The organism is Enterococcus sp. DIV1368d (assembly GCF_050542975.1).
Taxonomy (GTDB): domain Bacteria; phylum Bacillota; class Bacilli; order Lactobacillales; family Enterococcaceae; genus Enterococcus_D; species Enterococcus_D casseliflavus.
This window is the reverse complement of sequence record NZ_CP172939.1, coordinates 2,082,597-2,098,493: the sequence shown is the minus strand read 5'-3', so window position 1 is coordinate 2,098,493 and position 15,897 is coordinate 2,082,597. Positions and strand designations below refer to the sequence as shown.

Below are 15,897 nucleotides of genomic sequence, written 5' to 3'. Positions count from 1 at the left end.
ACGATATGTTAGAACTGAAAAATGTGACTGTCACGTATACGAGAAAAGTATTGGATCAACTTTCCGTTGCTTTTTCTCCCGGGGAGATCGTCGGGTTAGTCGCCCCTAACGGCACTGGGAAATCCACACTATTGAATGTGGTGATGAATTTCATCCAGCCGAATGAAGGCGCAGTATTTTTAAACGGCAGTCAAGTATATGTGACCAAAAAATCAGAAGTGGCAGCGCATCAACAAATTTCATTTTTTCCTGACCAAAATGATTTGTACAATGATTTAAGCGGACTCGAGCATTTGAAACTGTATCAGCGAATGTGGCGTTCAGAGGAACGCTTGGTGGAAGAAACGATTGCTCGTTTGCGAATGAGCGATTACATCAAACGCCCAGTGGGAACCTATTCGCTGGGGATGCGGCAACGTCTGTGCTTTGCGATGCAGATCGTGACAGATACGCCATACATGTTGATGGATGAGGTGATGAATGGCTTAGATCCGACAAATGTCGAATTGATCTCCAACGTGTTGAAAGCCTTGCGGGAGCAAAAGAAAGCAATCGTGATCGCTTCGCATATTTTGACGAATTTAGATTCTTACGCGGATCGGGTCTTGTTTTTAAAAGACGGTAAGATCATTCACGAATACCTTGGCCGAAAGTCGTTAGTCAATGAACCGTTGTATGTAAAGACGGATTCGGCGGATTTCTTGGTGGCTTTTCCAGAGTTAACGACAGTGACTATCGATCTGCAAGGGCGGATCTATCTAGTAGAAATCAGCGATCCGCAGTTGCCGCAACGTTTTATCGCAGCAGGAATCACTGATTTTTCGGTGGGGCATTTGGCGTTAAATGAATTGTACTTGAAGTATTTTCCTGAAAATTCCTGAATGAACCAAATTCAGTGGATGAACGCAGGGCAAGCGCTCTCGACCCAGAGGTGAAAAATTTTCGCCACAGTTAAAATTTTTTTGCTATAATAGGTTCAATCTGAAAAGAGATCAACGACGAGAACCAATAACCTGACGTTGACCTATGGTTAAAGGAGAAATGGAATATGAAGAAATTTTCAAAGTCGTCAAAACTTGAAGGGGTCAGTTATGATGTACGCGGCCCTGTTTTAGAAGAAGCTGATCGGATGCAAGAAGAAGGCATCAGTATCTTAAAATTAAATACTGGGAATCCCGCGCCCTTTGGCTTTGAAGCCCCAAATGAAATCGTTAGAGATTTAATCATGAATGTGCGAGAGTCGGAAGGCTATTCTGATTCAAAAGGGATTTTCTCGGCACGTAAAGCGATCGAGCAATATTATCAATTACAAAAATTTCCTGATGTGACCATCAATGATATTTACACAGGTAATGGTGTTTCCGAGCTGATCACGATGTGTATGCAAGGGTTATGTAACAATGGGGACGAAGTGCTCGTGCCGATGCCAGACTATCCTTTGTGGACTGCTTCGATCTCATTAGCTGGCGGAAAACCCGTCCATTATATTTGTGATGAACAAGCAGATTGGAATCCTGATATCGAGGATATCAAAGCCAAAGTAACCAGCAAGACGAAGGCCATCGTCATTATTAATCCAAATAATCCCACCGGTGCCGTTTATCCGAAAGAAGTTTTACAACAAATCGTCGAGGTTGCTCGTGAGCATGACTTGATCATTTTCTCCGATGAGATCTATGACCGTTTAGTCATGGATGATTATGTCCATGTACCGATTGCTACACTAGCACCAGATCGCTTCGTTGTGACGCTAGGCGGTTTGTCTAAGTCTCACCGAGTGGCAGGCTTCCGCGTTGGCTGGATGGTTCTCAGCGGGGATAAGTCCAATGTCAAAGACTATATCGAAGGCTTGAATATGTTGTCTTCGATGCGGCTGTGTTCCAATGTTTTATCGCAACAAATCGTCCAGACTGCATTAGGCGGCTATCAAAGCTCCGATGAGCTGCTGCTGCCAGGTGGTCGAATCTATGAACAAAGAGAGTTTATCTACAAGGCGATCAATGATATTCCTGGATTGTCAGCAGTGAAACCGAAAGCAGCCTTTTATATTTTTCCTAAAATTGATATTCAGCGCTTTAACATTACCAATGATGAACAATTTGTTCTCGACTTTTTACATGAACACCATATCTTGTTGGTGCACGGCGGTGGGTTCAATTGGCAACAGCCCGATCATTTCCGAATCGTCTATCTTCCTAATATGGAAGATTTAAAAACGACTGCTGAAAAAATGACAGAATTCTTGGCAGCGTATCGCCAGAAGTAAGTACATGAAAAAGCACCGCTCCTTCAGCAATCGTGAGGGAGCGGTGCTTATGTTTTTATTCGGTAACTGGTTGACAAATTTTTTTGCTGACAATCATCCGATTGGTAAACTTATCCAGCATTTCAGCACTAGGATCGGTCACTTGAACGAGGACCGAATTTTCATATTCCCGTTCGATGATCCCTTGGTATTTTTTGCCTTCCCATGTAAAAAAGATCGTACTGTCGATCGTCATCTTAACACCTCATTTGAAATTGTGGAAAAATAACAAGACATTCTTGAAATTGCTTTCCTTTTTGTCATTATGTGCTAAAATAAAGAAAATTAAAAATGCGAATTCGCATTTTTGACAAGAAACGTTCGATTTTTTTAGAATTCCCCCTGGAGGACGATTATGAAAAAAAGAGATGAATCTTTTGGTCAAAATATCCGTTCAATTCGGTTGAAACGAAAGATGACCCAGAAGATGTTAGCGGAAGATATTTGTTCGCAAAGCGTGTTAAGTCGTATCGAAAACAACGAAGAGCTGCCCAATGTCTGGGTGATGTATCAAATCTGCCAACGCTTAGGCGTCACCTTAGATCAAGTAATGATGCTTCATTCGGAAGAGATCAACAAAACCAATCAAATCTTTGCCGAGATCGAATCACACTTTGTCCATAAACAATTTCAAGAAATGCGGGAAAAAATGGAAGACAAGGCGATCAAGGATTATTTGTATCTGGATTCAGATATGCAAATGTATTACTACTATCTAGGCAGCTGTGATTATTTCCTCGATCAAAACTATGATGCCGCCCTTGAGGCGCTGAAAAAAGGATTGGCTTATTCCTATCAACAGGATAAGACCAATGTTTCGGTGATGGAAATTCGTATCCTGAGCTGCATGGGTCGCGTCTATAGTGATTTGCTGCAACTGGGTGAGGCGCGTTTTTATTTAGAAAAAGCCTACGATGCCATGCATGCCTTGCCGCCGGAGCGACTGTCCACAGCGCTGACCAAAATTTATTACAACTATGCGGTCTTTTTAAAGGAGCAACAAGAAGACTGTCGCGCGCTAAAAGTAACCAACGAAGGCATTGCCCTAGCAAGAGAGAAAAATAGCTTGTATTTTCTTGAAGAATTGTTTGAACTAAAAGGACAATTGCTTCAAAGACTAAAAGAAGAAAAAGCGGCTGAAAAAAGTTTTCAACTGTATCGTGCCGTCATGGATATTCGCCAATCTGACAAAGTGGTGTAGACCTTTCTTGACTTCTGCTACAAATAAGAGTACTTTTAAGGAAGAAAAGAAATAGAGGAGCGATCAAGATGAATAAATATATTTACGCAGACAAATTCTTTCTGAAATCAGCGGTTCATGGCCCTGGTTACTTGGAGGTCAAGGAGGGAAAATTCGGCGCGATCGTCGAAGAAGTCCCTGCTGGTGCAGACGTAGAAGATTATTCAGGCAAATGGGTAGCACCGGGTCTTGTGGATACTCATATCCACGGGTTTATGAACCATGATGTGATGGATAACGATGCAGAAGGCATCAAAGCCATGTCAGAAGGTCTTTTGTCTTGTGGTGTGACATCTTTCTTACCGACAACCTTAACATCCAGCAAAGAACGGTTGCGTGATGTTGCTGAAACCGTTGGGAAAGTCAAAGACGAAGTTACAGGAGCAAAAATCCAAGGGATCTACTTTGAAGGTCCGTTCTTTACTGAAGAACATAAAGGGGCGCAAAATCCAATCTACTTTGGTGATCCTGATATTGATACCTTCCATGAATGGCAAGAAGCTTCTGGTGGAATTATCAAAAAAATCGCCTTGGCTCCTGAGCGCGAAGGTGTGAGTGAATTTGTTTCGCAAGTGACGGAAGAAGGCGTAGTGGTTGCACTAGGGCATAGTAATGGAACGTTACAAGAAGCGCAAACAGCAGTAGAAGCTGGTGCCAGTGTCTTTGTTCATGCCTTCAACGGAATGCGCGGATTAAACCATCGTGAACCTGGAATGGTTGGTGCCTTACTTTCATTAAAAGAAGTTTTTTCTGAGTTGATTTGTGATGGCCACCATGTACATCCTCAAGCAGCTGAGATTTTGATGGAAAAAGCTGGTCACGACCATGTGGCCTTGATCACCGACTGTATGATGGCTGGCGGTATGCCAGACGGTGATTACATTTTAGGTGAATTTCCAGTAGTGGTAAAAGATGGCACGGCTCGAATGGAAACAGGCAATCTTGCTGGCAGCATCTTGAAACTAAAAGAAGCCGTGAAAAATGTTGTAGACTGGGGAATCGCTACCCCTCAAGAAGCGGTCATGATGGCAAGCTTGATCCCAGCGATCAGCTGCAAGATCGACCACGCTTGCGGTATGATCAAACAAGGTCGTCCAGCTGACTTCATTGTTTTGGATCAAGAAATGAATTTAGCAGCCACTTATTTAGATGGTGTTTGCCGTTACCAAGCATAAAATGAAACAATCTGCTTCAAGAAACAAGAAGAGAGCTTCTCTTGATCTGTTTTTTGAGCAGATTTTTTTATTTTCAGTTATGATGAAAGAAACCGGTATTCTTAGAAGGGGAAGGTGGCAAATTGAAGACGATTTTAGTTACGGGTGCCAACGCTGGCATGGGCTTTGCAACAGCCAAACAATTGGCAGAATTGGGGATGCATGTGATTTTGTATTGCCGTTCTGCCGAACGAGGGCAGGCAGCACAGCAACGTTTGAAGGAAGAGACAGGCAATCCAAGCATTGATCTAGTGATCGGTGATTTGGGGTCATTGGCTAGCGTACGCAAGTCAGCCGCTGAAATCAATGCCCGCTTTGAGAAAGTGGATGTACTGATCAATAATGCGGGCATCGTCAATTTAAAAAAAGAGCGAACAGCCGATGGATTTGAACAAATGCTGGGCGTAAACTACGTGGGGCATTTTGAACTGACCCGTCAGTTATTGCCGCTAATAAAACGTGCGGATGCTGGTAGGATCGTTAATGTTGCTTCTGGTGCTTACAAATTTGTAAAGAAAAAGGATCAGCGCTTTTTCGATGTACCGGATTTTTTACCTTGGCGGGAATATGGTCGCTCAAAAAAAGCCCTGATTTTATTTACGGATGCACTTGCCTTTCAATTGCGCAATACGACCGTTACTGCCAATGCCTTGCATCCGGGAGCTGTGGCGACCAGCTTAGGGGTCAGCCGACAAACAGGATTTGGTCAATCTGTCTACAAAATGCTCACGCCTTTTTTCAAAACACCAGAGGAAGGGTCTGATACAGCGATATATTTGGCACTAAGCCCCGAGGTAGCTGGCACTAGCGGGCGCTACTTTGTCGACCGTCAGGCAGTGCCGACGGAGATCCTTGATGAGCGGCAGCAAGCGCAAAAACTTTGGGAAGAAACCCAGCGAAGAATTGCCGACCAAGCACAATAATTGGTTTTTGTTCTTTGTCAATCAAATTAGATGGAAGTGTAAAATCGATTCTGGGACAGAATGAGCATCATTTTGTCTCAGATTTTTTAATTTGATAAAATGAGCTGCTTTTTTGCTGTTTCTTTCGCAGGAATAAGTATGATACACTATTAAGCGAGAAAGCGCATGCGGCGCTGGAATTCTTGGAGGAACATAATGAGTTATATCGAAGTTGTGAAAGAAGTGAAGAAATACACAATGGGCGACACGGTCATTGCTGCTAATGATGGTGTTTCGTTTTCTGTAGAAAAAGGAGAGATCGCACTGATCCTTGGTCCTAGTGGCGCTGGTAAGTCCACCGTTTTGAACATACTTGGCGGAATGGATCAATGTGACAGTGGCAAAGTGATCGTTGATGGAACAGATATTGCTGGCTTTGATGCCAAACAATTGACGACCTATCGCCGCAAAGATGTCGGTTTTGTCTTTCAGTTTTATAATTTGGTCCCTAATTTGACAGCCAGAGAAAACGTTGAACTCTCAGCACAAATCGTGCCAGAGGCACTTGATGCTGCTGAGATCTTGACCCAAGTTGGGCTTGGTGATCGCTTGGATCACTTTCCAGCGCAATTGTCTGGTGGCGAGCAGCAGCGAGTCACGATCGCTCGTGCTATAGCGAAGAAGCCCAAATTGCTGCTTTGTGATGAACCAACTGGGGCACTTGACTATGAAACGGGGAAACAGATTCTAGCAATTCTAGAAAAAACGGCTCGTGAGACTGGGACGACCGTTTTGATCATTACACATAACAGCGCATTGGCTCCCATGGCTGATCGTGTGATCCATATCAATGATGCAAAGGTCCGCAAGATGGAAAAAAATACTCATCCGATTCCAATTGCCTCTATTTCTTGGTAAATGCCTATGAAAAAAACATTATTACGTTCCAGTTTACGTGAAATTAGGCAAGCACCCGGGCGGTTTTTGTCCATATTAGGCATTATCTTCTTAGGGGTCGCTTTTTTTGTGGGGATCAGTGCAACAGGTCCGAATATGGAACAAGCTGCTGAAGATTACTTTGCTCGCCAGAAATTAGCGGACTTTACGATTGCGTCAACTTTAGGGTTGTCGACTGCCGATCGGGAAATCATTGAAGAAATGCCTGGTGTCACGTCTGTTGAAGCAGAGCAGATCGCCGATATCAATGCCGAAAATCACCGTGCCGTGATCCGTGTCTTTTCCCTTTCGAAGGAGCGACAAGTCAATCAATATCAGGTGACTTCTGGTCGATTGCCGCAAAAGTCAGGGGAAATTGCTTTGGATCAAGCGGCACAAAGCAGCGATGGGTTTGCACTAGATGAAACTTTTGAACTGCCAGAAAGCGGTGAAAACCAGCTAGCAACGCACACTTACACGATCGTTGGCTTTGTCAATAGTCCCGAATTTATTGAGAATTTTCATCGAGGCAATAGTACCGTTGGGAATGGGACAGTCGATTACTTTGCAGTAATTCCAGAAGAAGATTTTAAAGAAACTGCGTATGCTAGATTGTTAGTTCGTTTTGATGAGCTATCGCAAGTGACTAGCTATTCAGAAGCATATCAGACAAAAAGGGATCAAGTAAGTGATGAAGTAGAAGAACGGTTGGCTCCGCGGGCACAAGGACGTCGGCAAGAGTTGATCGATGAAGCGCAACCAGCGATTGATGAAGCCAAAGAACAGATCCGTGATGGCGAAGAGGCATTGCAGCAAGCGCAAGCGGAACTTGACGACGCAACAGAGAAATTGGCGCAGGCGCATCAGGAGTTGACGGAACAAGAAGTAGCTTTTCAGACAGAGATTCAAACTGCCCAAGAGCAATTGAATGTAGAAGCGCAAAAATTAGCTGAGGGGAAACAGGCATTGATCGAAAATCAACGCCTGCTAGATCAAAATGAACAAGCATTGATTCAGCAAGAAGCCCAAGTACAGTCAGCCCAAGCTCAGTTGGCACCCGTTTTGGCACAAAGACCTGAACTACAAAGGGGTATCCAGCAGGTAGAGGAGCAACTGGCGCTGGCATACCAAGGCATGGATCAAATCAGAAGTGTGAGTCAACTTTCTGCAGAGGAGCAAATGTCCCAGCTGCCTACCGTCTATGCACAAATAACAGCCGCTCTGGCACAGTTGAACCTGCCGACAGATGTCCTTGGTCCGGTTCCTGATCTGGAGGAAATCGATGAAACGATGATTGCTACTATGCTGACGGCAGCTGAAGATACATTGCGTCCACTTATTGCCGAAGGTGAGCAACAACGTGCTCAATTACTTGGGCAATTGTCTACGATCAATGACCAAGAAGCGCAACTTCAGCAGGCACAACAGCAAGTCAATGCTGGCTGGAGCCAAATCAGAGCTGGGCGCCAAGAATTGGCACAAGCGCAGACTCAGATCACCCAAGGAGAGACGCAGCTAAGCGACGCTCGTGAGACCTTAGCTTCTGAAAAAGCCAAGGGTCAGTCTTTATTAGCTGCTGGTTGGCAAGAATATCGAGAAAACGAAGCAACCCTTCAAGAAAAGGTTGACGAATTTAAAGAAAGAGCACCAAAAGAACGCGAAAAACTTGAAGATGCCAAAAAAGAAGTTGCTGAAAAAGAGCAGGAATTGTTGGATCTAAAACCGGCAGTTTATCGTGTCGCAAACCGCGATGCGAACCCTGGTTATTCAGAGTACCAAGACAATGCGGAACGGGTTTCTTCGTTAGCGACGATTTTCCCAGTTATCTTCTTTTTGATTGCAGCGTTAGTCAGTCTAACCACCATGACGCGGATGATCGATGAAAAACGTAGTGAGATCGGTACATTGAAAGCATTGGGCTATCGTAACTGGGAGATTGGACAGAAATTTTTGCTTTATTCCTCTGCAGCAGGAATCACAGGTGCTGTATTGGGTCTAGCAGTCGGCTTTTCCTTTTTTCCAGCAATCATCATTCAAGCTTATGGACCGCTTTACAATCTCACGGAGTATGACACCCCATGGTATTTGCGGCTTTCATTGATTGCTGTGGGAGTCAGCTTGCTTTGCACCATCGGTATCGCGTTGCTGGTTTTACGATTTGATTTAAGACAGTCATCGGCTTCATTGTTACGACCAAAGGCACCCAAAACAGGAAAACGAATTCTCTTAGAAAGAATCACCGTTATATGGCGGCACTTAAGTTTTATTCAAAAAGTTACAATGCGAAACCTGTTTCGCTACAAGTCCAGAATGCTCATGACCATCTTAGGGATCGCGGGATGTACCTCCATGATCTTGACTGGATTTGGTCTAAGAGATTCCATCAGCAATATCATTCCTTTACAGTTTGAGAAAATCTGGCAGTATCAGGCGGTGATCACCTTTGATGATGAGGATTCTGAAGCAATGAGTGAAACAAAAGCCGCCGCAGAAGATATTGAAGGCTTTGAAGCAGGGTTATTCTTGCATACGGAAAGTCTGACGTTGGCTCAATCGGGGGGCACGCAGCAAGAAGTAACCGTCACCGTGCCAGAAGATCCTGCGGCTTTATCGAGATTTGTCCACTTGAATGATCGGGTTTCAGGAGAAGCTTACGAGCTAGAAGGAGAGGGCGCCATCATCAATGAAAAGCTTGCTAAGTTGTTTGGATTATCGGTGGGTGATACGATAACGTTGACGAATGAAAGCGGCGAAGCATTTGAACTGAATGTGGCTGCAATCGCAGAAAACTACACAGGGCATTTTGCTTATTTGACCCCAGAAGCGTATCAAAAGATCTTTCAGGCCGCCCCTTCTTACAACAGTGAGTTATTGAAATTCAGTCAGCGTTTGACGATATCGGAGGAAGAAGCGATCGCGGCTGATTTGATGGCACAAGACAATGTCATCAATGTTTCCTTCCTCTCAGCTTCAGCGGATGCCTTAGATGACACGACAGCAACCTTGAACATCGTCATCTGGATCTTGATCTCGTCTGCGGGGGCATTAGCCTTTATCGTGTTGTACAACTTGAACAACATCAATATAGCGGAACGCATTCGCGAGTTGTCGACCATCAAAGTATTGGGCTTTTATGATAGAGAAGTGACCATGTACGTCTTTCGTGAAAATATCTTTCTGACGATCTTCGGCATTGCATTTGGTTTATTATTAGGGGTGCTTCAGCATCAATTTGTCTTACAGACCATTGAAGTCGATATCGCCATGTTTTCACCGACAGTCGAACCAATGAGCTATGTGTATGCCGCTGGATTGACCTGCTTATTTTCAAGCGTGGTAGGGATCGCAATGTATTTCAAACTGAAACATGTCAATATGATCGATGCACTGAAAGCCAATGAGTAACAAAAACAGCCTTTTCTCAGAATGATTCTGGAAAAAGGCTGTTTTTATTTTTCTTGTTTTTCTTGTTCGGAAATCTCACCTTGGACTTCTTCTAGCATGGCTTTTAGTTCAAGCTCTTTTTGCCTCAGCACCACCAGATCTTCTTGGATCTCATCCTTTTTCTCTTCCTCAGGTGGTCGAATGACGAAATTGATCGATAGGGCAACTAACGTGCCGATAAAGGTGTCCAATACACGGTCTAAGGCGAAGATGATCGATTCCCCTTGAGGGACACTGGAAGTGATCAAAAGCATCGTCGCAATAGCAGAGATAATGCCAGAATTGTTATTGATGCCATCTGAAAAAACGATGACAAAAATGACTAGCGCTGGCAAGACAAACAATTCGATCAGAAAGTCATTTTGAAAATATTGCTTCGTCAAAAAGTAAAAAATAGCTGTACCGCCGCCGATCGTATTTCCTAATACCCGTGACTTCCCAAAAGAGATCGTTGTGGTCAGGTCTTGTCGCAAAGAAAAGACAGCCGACAAGGCAGCAATCAATGGTTGGCCACGATCAAGAAAATGAAAGAGCAGAATACAAAGCATGACAGCAATGGCTGTTTTTATCGTTCGCATACCCAAGCGAAAACGCCCCAGTTTCATGGTCAAATGCCCCCTTTACTTAATCATACCCAAAGCAGTTGAGAAATTCTAGTCTTATTCCTCACAATTTAGTATACTTTTCACAGGAGGTGACAAAAATGAAAATCGGAATGAGGACCGTGAAAACGGCGATTGCTGCTGGTTTATCAATGTTTCTGGCACAACAGATCGGTCTTTTGTATGCGCCAGCCGCAGGGATCATCGCCATTTTAAGCGTCGGTAATACAAAGAAAACGTCACTTTTTACGGGAATCGGGCGTTTGATCTCTTTGGCGATCGCTACGCTCTTAGCTTTTGTCAGCTTCCATTTATTAGGCTTTGGGCCGATAGGATTTGTTCTTTTTCTCTTTCTCTTTATCCCAACCGCTGTCTATTTCAATTTGACCGATGGGATCGTCGTCAATTCTGTCTTGGTGACCCATTATATGATGGAACGTTCGTTTGCTTGGCCACTGATTGGGAATGCTTTTTTATTGATGAGTATTGGCATTGGCTTTGCACTTTTGTTCAATTTATATATGCCAGATGGCGAACGAGCATTGAAAGAAAGACAGCAATTAGTGGAAGAAATGTTTAAAAGTCTTTTAAAAGACATGTCGATTGCCTTAACTGAAAAAGAAAAGGCGACGCTTCCCCAGGTCTGCCAAACGCTTTTGGGGGATATCAAGCAAGGCAAACAACAAGCAATGGTGCATAGTGAAAATCAATGGCGAGGAGAAGCCTCCTATTATGAAGAGTACTTTACCATGCGCCAAAGTCAGGCACGCTTACTCTTAGAAATGGTTGACTTATTGCAGTTTTTTTGGGTAGAAGAAGCCTATACAAATGCGTTTCAAGAGTTGCTATCCTTTACTGCCGAGTCCTTTCACGAAAATAACGATGGGAAAGAGATCTTGGCAAAAATTGCTGCGCTTTATGAAGATTATCGACAAAAGCCATTGCCCCAAACAAGAGCAGAGTTTGAAAATCGCGCTCAGCTGTTTCAGTTTCTGCAAACCTTTAAAAGTTTTATTGAAATCAAAGCCGACTTTTCTGATCAAATGCAAACAATGGCACGCTAAAAAAGACTCCCAAAATGGAGTCTTTTTCATTTTACTGCTGTTCCCAAAAAGCCTGCATTTGATCAAGAACGTCAATGACATCGGTGGTCAAGTGGATCGATCCTGCGATCTCGCCATCGATGGCTTTGATCATATTGGCAATTTCATAATTAAGGGCTTGACTGCTGTCGCCAGCTTCAATCATTTCATTTGTTCCATCTCGGAAATGGATCACGGCTTTGTCCGCACGAGGGTATTCATCTACGGTAATGTATCCTTCTTCGAAAGCGACGATACCGGTTTTAGGCATTTTCGCTTGGAAAGTCAGCGTGACACTAGCCATTTCATCGGCTGGATTTTGTAGGATCGTGACTGATTGTTCATCCACACCTGTAGAGAAGGGCTTCATGCTGCTAAACGTCACTTCTGGTGTATCCGTCATGAAAAAGCGGGCAAATGAAACAGCATACGTACCGATATCCAATAAAGCACCGCCGCCTAAATCTGGATTGAAGAAACGATTGCTTGGGTCTGGATCTTTGTAGCTGCCAAATGGCGCTTGGATCATTTTTAATTTTCCTAAGCGTCCGGCATCGATCTCTTCTTTCAACTGAGCATAAACCGGCATATTGAAAATCGTCATTGCTTCTTCTAAGATTAGGTTTTTTTCTTTGGCTAAGGCTAGTTCTTCCGCCAGCTCATCGGCACTGGTGGTGATGGCTTTTTCGCAGAGGACATGTTTTCCTGCCATCAGAGCTTTCATAATAAATTCATGATGAAGATCATTAGGTACTGCAATATAAACAATATCGATTTGCGGATCTTCTAACATGGCATCTGTGCTTTCATAAGCATGGGGAATAGAGTGTTTCTCAGCAAATGCTTGGACTTTAGGGAAACTCCGGGCACTGACCCCATGTAGTTCACTTGCTTCATTAGAAAAGCCAGCAGCAAATTGCGTTGCGATATCTCCGAGGCCAATCATTCCCCAACGGTATTTTTTCATCATTGATCATCTCCTTCGTATTTAGTATAACAAAAGAAATCAATTCTTTAAAATAATCAAAAACAATCGCAAAAAGTTTCCATTACGGCTGACTTTCAGTAAAATATAGAAGAGGAGGGATAACATATGCATAATGTATCAATTGCAATTATTTTAAATACCATCATCGAGCAATACGCATCAGAAAAACAGTTTTATGAAACACAATTAGGCATCAACGAGGAGCAATGGGAAGCATGGAAAAATGGCACAATGAGTCTGTCACCTGCTGAAAATCAGAAAGTGAAGCTGCTGTTTTCAGATTATGAATGGATGTTGATCCAAAAAATCATTCGGCAAACCGTCATTTATCCAGAAAAACGCAATCAAGCGGTCGTCGAGTTCAAAAAAATGAAGACCCAAATCGCCAGAACGTGGTTAGCAAGCGATTTAGCGAAGGTCGAATTGTTAACAGAATCTGAAGAAACAGCCCAATACCTTGATTTGAGAGTCAGTATTACGTATGATGAGTGGGGTTATGATGATATACTAAACTTCCGATTGCCCGCTTTTGTTCAGCAGCAAATTCGCAATGAAAAAATCGAACTGTTGGAGTGGGTCAAAGAAAATCTGGAAGAAACTTACAACTAAAGGTAGGATATTTTTTGAAAAAGTATTATGGAATGGCTGCGGCGGCGGGCTTCTTGTTTCTGGTTCTTTTAACCATTCAAGTGAACCGAGTGACCGCAGTCACCCCAACAAAGAGTGCAAGTATCGCTCGTTCAACAGATCAAGCAACAACGAGTGAAACAACAGAAACAAATGAAAAAGAGCCAAATGGGAACACGCAAGAGTCACAAGAACAAGCAAGTGCTAGTGATGAAGTGAACGAAGAGGATTTCCCAACCGTTTCATTGGATGATTGGTCATTGGTTTTGGTTGGACCAAACAATAAAATCGAAAATGAAATTGCCCAAAAAGATTTAGGGAAATTGTCGAATGGCTATCTCGTCGATCAACGCATCGTTTCAGCTTATGAAAAGCTGGCAGATGCCGCAAAAGCTGCAGGACATCCTTTGGCGATGGTCTCTGCCTACCGTTCAGTAGCGTATCAAGAGGAGATATTCAATGCCAATGTCAACACCCTGATGAGTCAAGGTCATACAAAAGAAGAAGCAATTCGGATCACGAAACTGACCTTTACTGAGCCTGGCTATAGCGAACACCATACTGGGCTTGCTGTTGATGTTGTGGATCAGGATTGGTATCAAAATCATACTGGAGAGCTGCTCAATGAGGGGTTCGGTGATACCGAGGGTGGAAAATGGTTACAGGCTCATGCAAGAGAGTATGGGTTTATCATCCGTTACCCGAAAGGAAAACATGCTATTACGCAAATCGATTATGAGCCTTGGCATCTACGATATGTGGGGGTCGAAGTGGCAACCTACATTGAGGAGCAGGAGTTGACCTTTGAAGAGTTTCTCGAAGAAGCAAAAGAACACATCGCTCGAAAAGAAGCAGAACTGTCCTCTCACGAATGGGAAGATCCTCTGGCAGAGGACTGGATCTATGAGGGTTCTCTTGCTAAAAGTCAAGAAAGCAGTGAGCTTACACAAGATGAGTTGTTGCTGAATGGAGGCAATTTGTTTTCTAAAACTGTGTTTAGTCAGACAAAGGAAGTGAAAAAATGAGCGCAAGACGAAAAAAACAGAAGACTCGTTTCCCATTAGTCTTTCTAGGGTTATTCTTGATTGGGATTGCCTTTATTTTTTCCTTGAATAGTTTGGCAGACCCCCTTCCAAAAGAGGAAGAAACAAACACGGAAGCCATCTCTCATGAAGAATTTATTGATCGCATCGCTCCTTACGCACAAGAACTGCAAAAGGGCTACGGGATTTTACCTAGTATCATTATTGGACAGGCGATTCTTGAATCAGATTGGGGTCAAAGTTCTCTAGCCAGTGAATACAATAATTTATTTGGGATTAAGTCGTTTGGCCATTCAAAAAAGGTGACATTAGATACCCAAGAGTTTTATAATGGAGAATGGGTCACGATTCAAGGAGATTTTCGTGTCTATGATACTTGGGAAGAATCAATGGATGATCATACGATGTTGTTTGTAAATGGTGTGGATTGGAATCCTGCGCTTTATGTAAATGTCTTGACAGCAAACGACTACCGCAGTGCCGCACAAGCATTACAAGATGCAGGGTATGCAACGGATCCAGATTATGCCAGCAAAATCATTCAAGTAATTGAAACCTACCAATTGAATCGATTTGATCAATAAGAAAAGAGAGTTGGCTGCTTATGGAAGAAAAATATATGCCAAAAATCACCACCGATTTGCGTAAAGATATCGTGAAAGTGCCTAAAGTTATTCGAGAGGCTAGCGGTATTCAAATATTTGGAAAACAAATCCGCTCCATTATTTTCACAACGGATATTGCGATCATCCGCAATACAAATGCGGATGCTGTGATTGCGGTCTATCCTTTTACACCGCACCCAGCAATTACGAAAGCAATCATCGAAGCAGCAGATATTCCAGTGTTTTCTGGTGTCGGCGGGGGCTTGACCCAAGGATTTCGCTCGTCTTATATGAGCATGTTTGCTGAAGCCCAAGGATCGATCGGGGTCGTCTTAAACGGACCAACGCCACTGAAAACTGTGGAGCAAGTCTGTAAAGTTGTAGATATTCCCGTTATCAGTACCGTAACGAGTAAGTATACCGAAATTGATGCCAAACTTGAAGCTGGTGTGAAAGTCATCAATATCAGTGCTGGCAAGGACACAGCAGATACCGTGGCTTTCTTCCGTAAAAAATATCCGAAGCTGCCGATCATCGCAACCGGTGGACCAACCGATGAAAGCATCTTAGAAACGATTGAAGCAGGCGCTAATGCCATCACCTACACACCGCCGTCCAATGGGGAGCTTTTCAGTAAAAAGATGGAACACTATCGCGATATGGAGAAGCCAGAGTAGGAAATGATCCGCAAATGAGAATATTTTTATTTATAAAGGGCATTCCATGCTTGTGTTTTTAATCAAAGACAGGCATAATCGAATCTATCATTTAAAAATTACTTGTATATCGTCGAAATATGGTCGACAGTCTCTACCCGATACCGTAAATATCGGACTATAAGTAAAAATCGTGCCTGTTAGACACTTTTTTTGCTTTGGCAAAAAGAGTGTCTTTTTTTTCAGGATGGAA

At 43.3% G+C, this 15,897-nt stretch carries 15 protein-coding genes and 1 riboswitch; of the genes, 12 read left to right on the top strand and 3 right to left on the bottom strand.

What is annotated here, in order from left to right:
• The first annotated feature begins 5 nt into the window (after positions 1-5).
• Together IGJ44_RS09745 and IGJ44_RS09740 are read left to right on the top strand one after the other, a co-directional pair.
• A complete protein-coding gene (locus tag IGJ44_RS09745) occupies positions 6-881 on the top strand; it encodes an ABC transporter ATP-binding protein (protein ID WP_074535217.1) in 876 nt (291 codons plus the stop codon).
• Between the two features lie 167 nt (positions 882-1,048).
• Positions 1,049-2,266, top strand: a complete 1,218-nt coding sequence (locus tag IGJ44_RS09740; protein ID WP_005229975.1) for a pyridoxal phosphate-dependent aminotransferase — start codon at positions 1,049-1,051, stop codon at positions 2,264-2,266.
• 55 nt (positions 2,267-2,321) lie between these two features.
• Here the strand turns inward: IGJ44_RS09740 and IGJ44_RS09735 are convergent, their stop codons facing one another.
• A complete protein-coding gene (locus IGJ44_RS09735) occupies positions 2,322-2,501 on the bottom strand; it encodes a hypothetical protein (RefSeq protein ID WP_005229977.1) in 180 nt (59 codons plus the stop codon).
• A gap of 159 nt (positions 2,502-2,660) precedes the next feature.
• On the opposite strand from IGJ44_RS09735, the gene IGJ44_RS09730 reads away from it, so the two are divergent.
• The 5 genes from IGJ44_RS09730 to IGJ44_RS09710 all read left to right on the top strand — a co-directional run bounded on the left by IGJ44_RS09730 (position 2,661) and on the right by IGJ44_RS09710 (position 10,002).
• On the top strand, positions 2,661-3,506 hold the full coding sequence (locus IGJ44_RS09730) for a helix-turn-helix domain-containing protein (protein ID WP_015509901.1): 846 nt from the start codon (positions 2,661-2,663) through the stop codon (positions 3,504-3,506).
• A 68-nt stretch (positions 3,507-3,574) separates the two neighbouring features.
• Entirely contained in the window at positions 3,575-4,720 is a 1,146-nt protein-coding gene (nagA, locus tag IGJ44_RS09725; protein WP_074535218.1) for an N-acetylglucosamine-6-phosphate deacetylase, read from the top strand.
• Positions 4,721-4,842: 122 nt separating this feature from the next.
• A complete protein-coding gene (locus IGJ44_RS09720) occupies positions 4,843-5,682 on the top strand; it encodes an SDR family oxidoreductase (protein ID WP_074535219.1) in 840 nt (279 codons plus the stop codon).
• A gap of 195 nt (positions 5,683-5,877) precedes the next feature.
• Entirely contained in the window at positions 5,878-6,579 is a 702-nt protein-coding gene (locus IGJ44_RS09715) for an ABC transporter ATP-binding protein (RefSeq protein ID WP_015509898.1), read from the top strand.
• A complete protein-coding gene (locus tag IGJ44_RS09710; RefSeq protein WP_430605668.1) occupies positions 6,580-10,002 on the top strand; it encodes an FtsX-like permease family protein in 3,423 nt (1,140 codons plus the stop codon). It abuts the gene before it with no gap.
• A gap of 44 nt (positions 10,003-10,046) precedes the next feature.
• Here the strand turns inward: IGJ44_RS09710 and IGJ44_RS09705 are convergent, their stop codons facing one another.
• Positions 10,047-10,646 (bottom strand): FUSC family protein, encoded by a 600-nt coding sequence (locus tag IGJ44_RS09705; protein WP_005231932.1) that lies wholly within the window; start codon positions 10,644-10,646, stop codon positions 10,047-10,049.
• Positions 10,647-10,744: 98 nt separating this feature from the next.
• Between IGJ44_RS09705 and IGJ44_RS09700 the strand changes: the two genes are divergently transcribed.
• Complete coding sequence (locus IGJ44_RS09700) at positions 10,745-11,707, top strand: aromatic acid exporter family protein (protein ID WP_074535221.1); 963 nt, start codon at positions 10,745-10,747, stop codon at positions 11,705-11,707.
• Positions 11,708-11,738: 31 nt separating this feature from the next.
• Here the strand turns inward: IGJ44_RS09700 and IGJ44_RS09695 are convergent, their stop codons facing one another.
• On the bottom strand, positions 11,739-12,695 hold the full coding sequence (locus IGJ44_RS09695; protein WP_081116636.1) for a Gfo/Idh/MocA family protein: 957 nt from the start codon (positions 12,693-12,695) through the stop codon (positions 11,739-11,741).
• Positions 12,696-12,818: 123 nt separating this feature from the next.
• On the opposite strand from IGJ44_RS09695, the gene IGJ44_RS09690 reads away from it, so the two are divergent.
• From IGJ44_RS09690 to IGJ44_RS09675, 4 genes are read left to right on the top strand one after another with little or no spacing between them, the layout of a single operon-like run.
• Entirely contained in the window at positions 12,819-13,322 is a 504-nt protein-coding gene (locus IGJ44_RS09690; protein ID WP_074535222.1) for a hypothetical protein, read from the top strand.
• A gap of 32 nt (positions 13,323-13,354) precedes the next feature.
• Positions 13,355-14,365 carry a M15 family metallopeptidase gene (locus tag IGJ44_RS09685; RefSeq protein ID WP_074535289.1) on the top strand — a complete coding sequence of 337 codons (1,011 nt, stop codon included), beginning with the start codon at positions 13,355-13,357 and terminating at the stop codon, positions 14,363-14,365.
• A complete protein-coding gene (locus tag IGJ44_RS09680) occupies positions 14,362-14,967 on the top strand; it encodes a glycoside hydrolase family 73 protein (protein ID WP_005229997.1) in 606 nt (201 codons plus the stop codon). The genes IGJ44_RS09685 and IGJ44_RS09680 overlap by 4 nt, the downstream gene beginning before the upstream one ends.
• A 20-nt stretch (positions 14,968-14,987) precedes the next feature.
• Entirely contained in the window at positions 14,988-15,665 is a 678-nt protein-coding gene (locus IGJ44_RS09675; protein WP_010749577.1) for a hypothetical protein, read from the top strand.
• An 82-nt stretch (positions 15,666-15,747) separates the two neighbouring features.
• Positions 15,748-15,845, top strand: a riboswitch (purine riboswitch).
• The last annotated feature ends 52 nt before the right edge of the window (positions 15,846-15,897 follow it).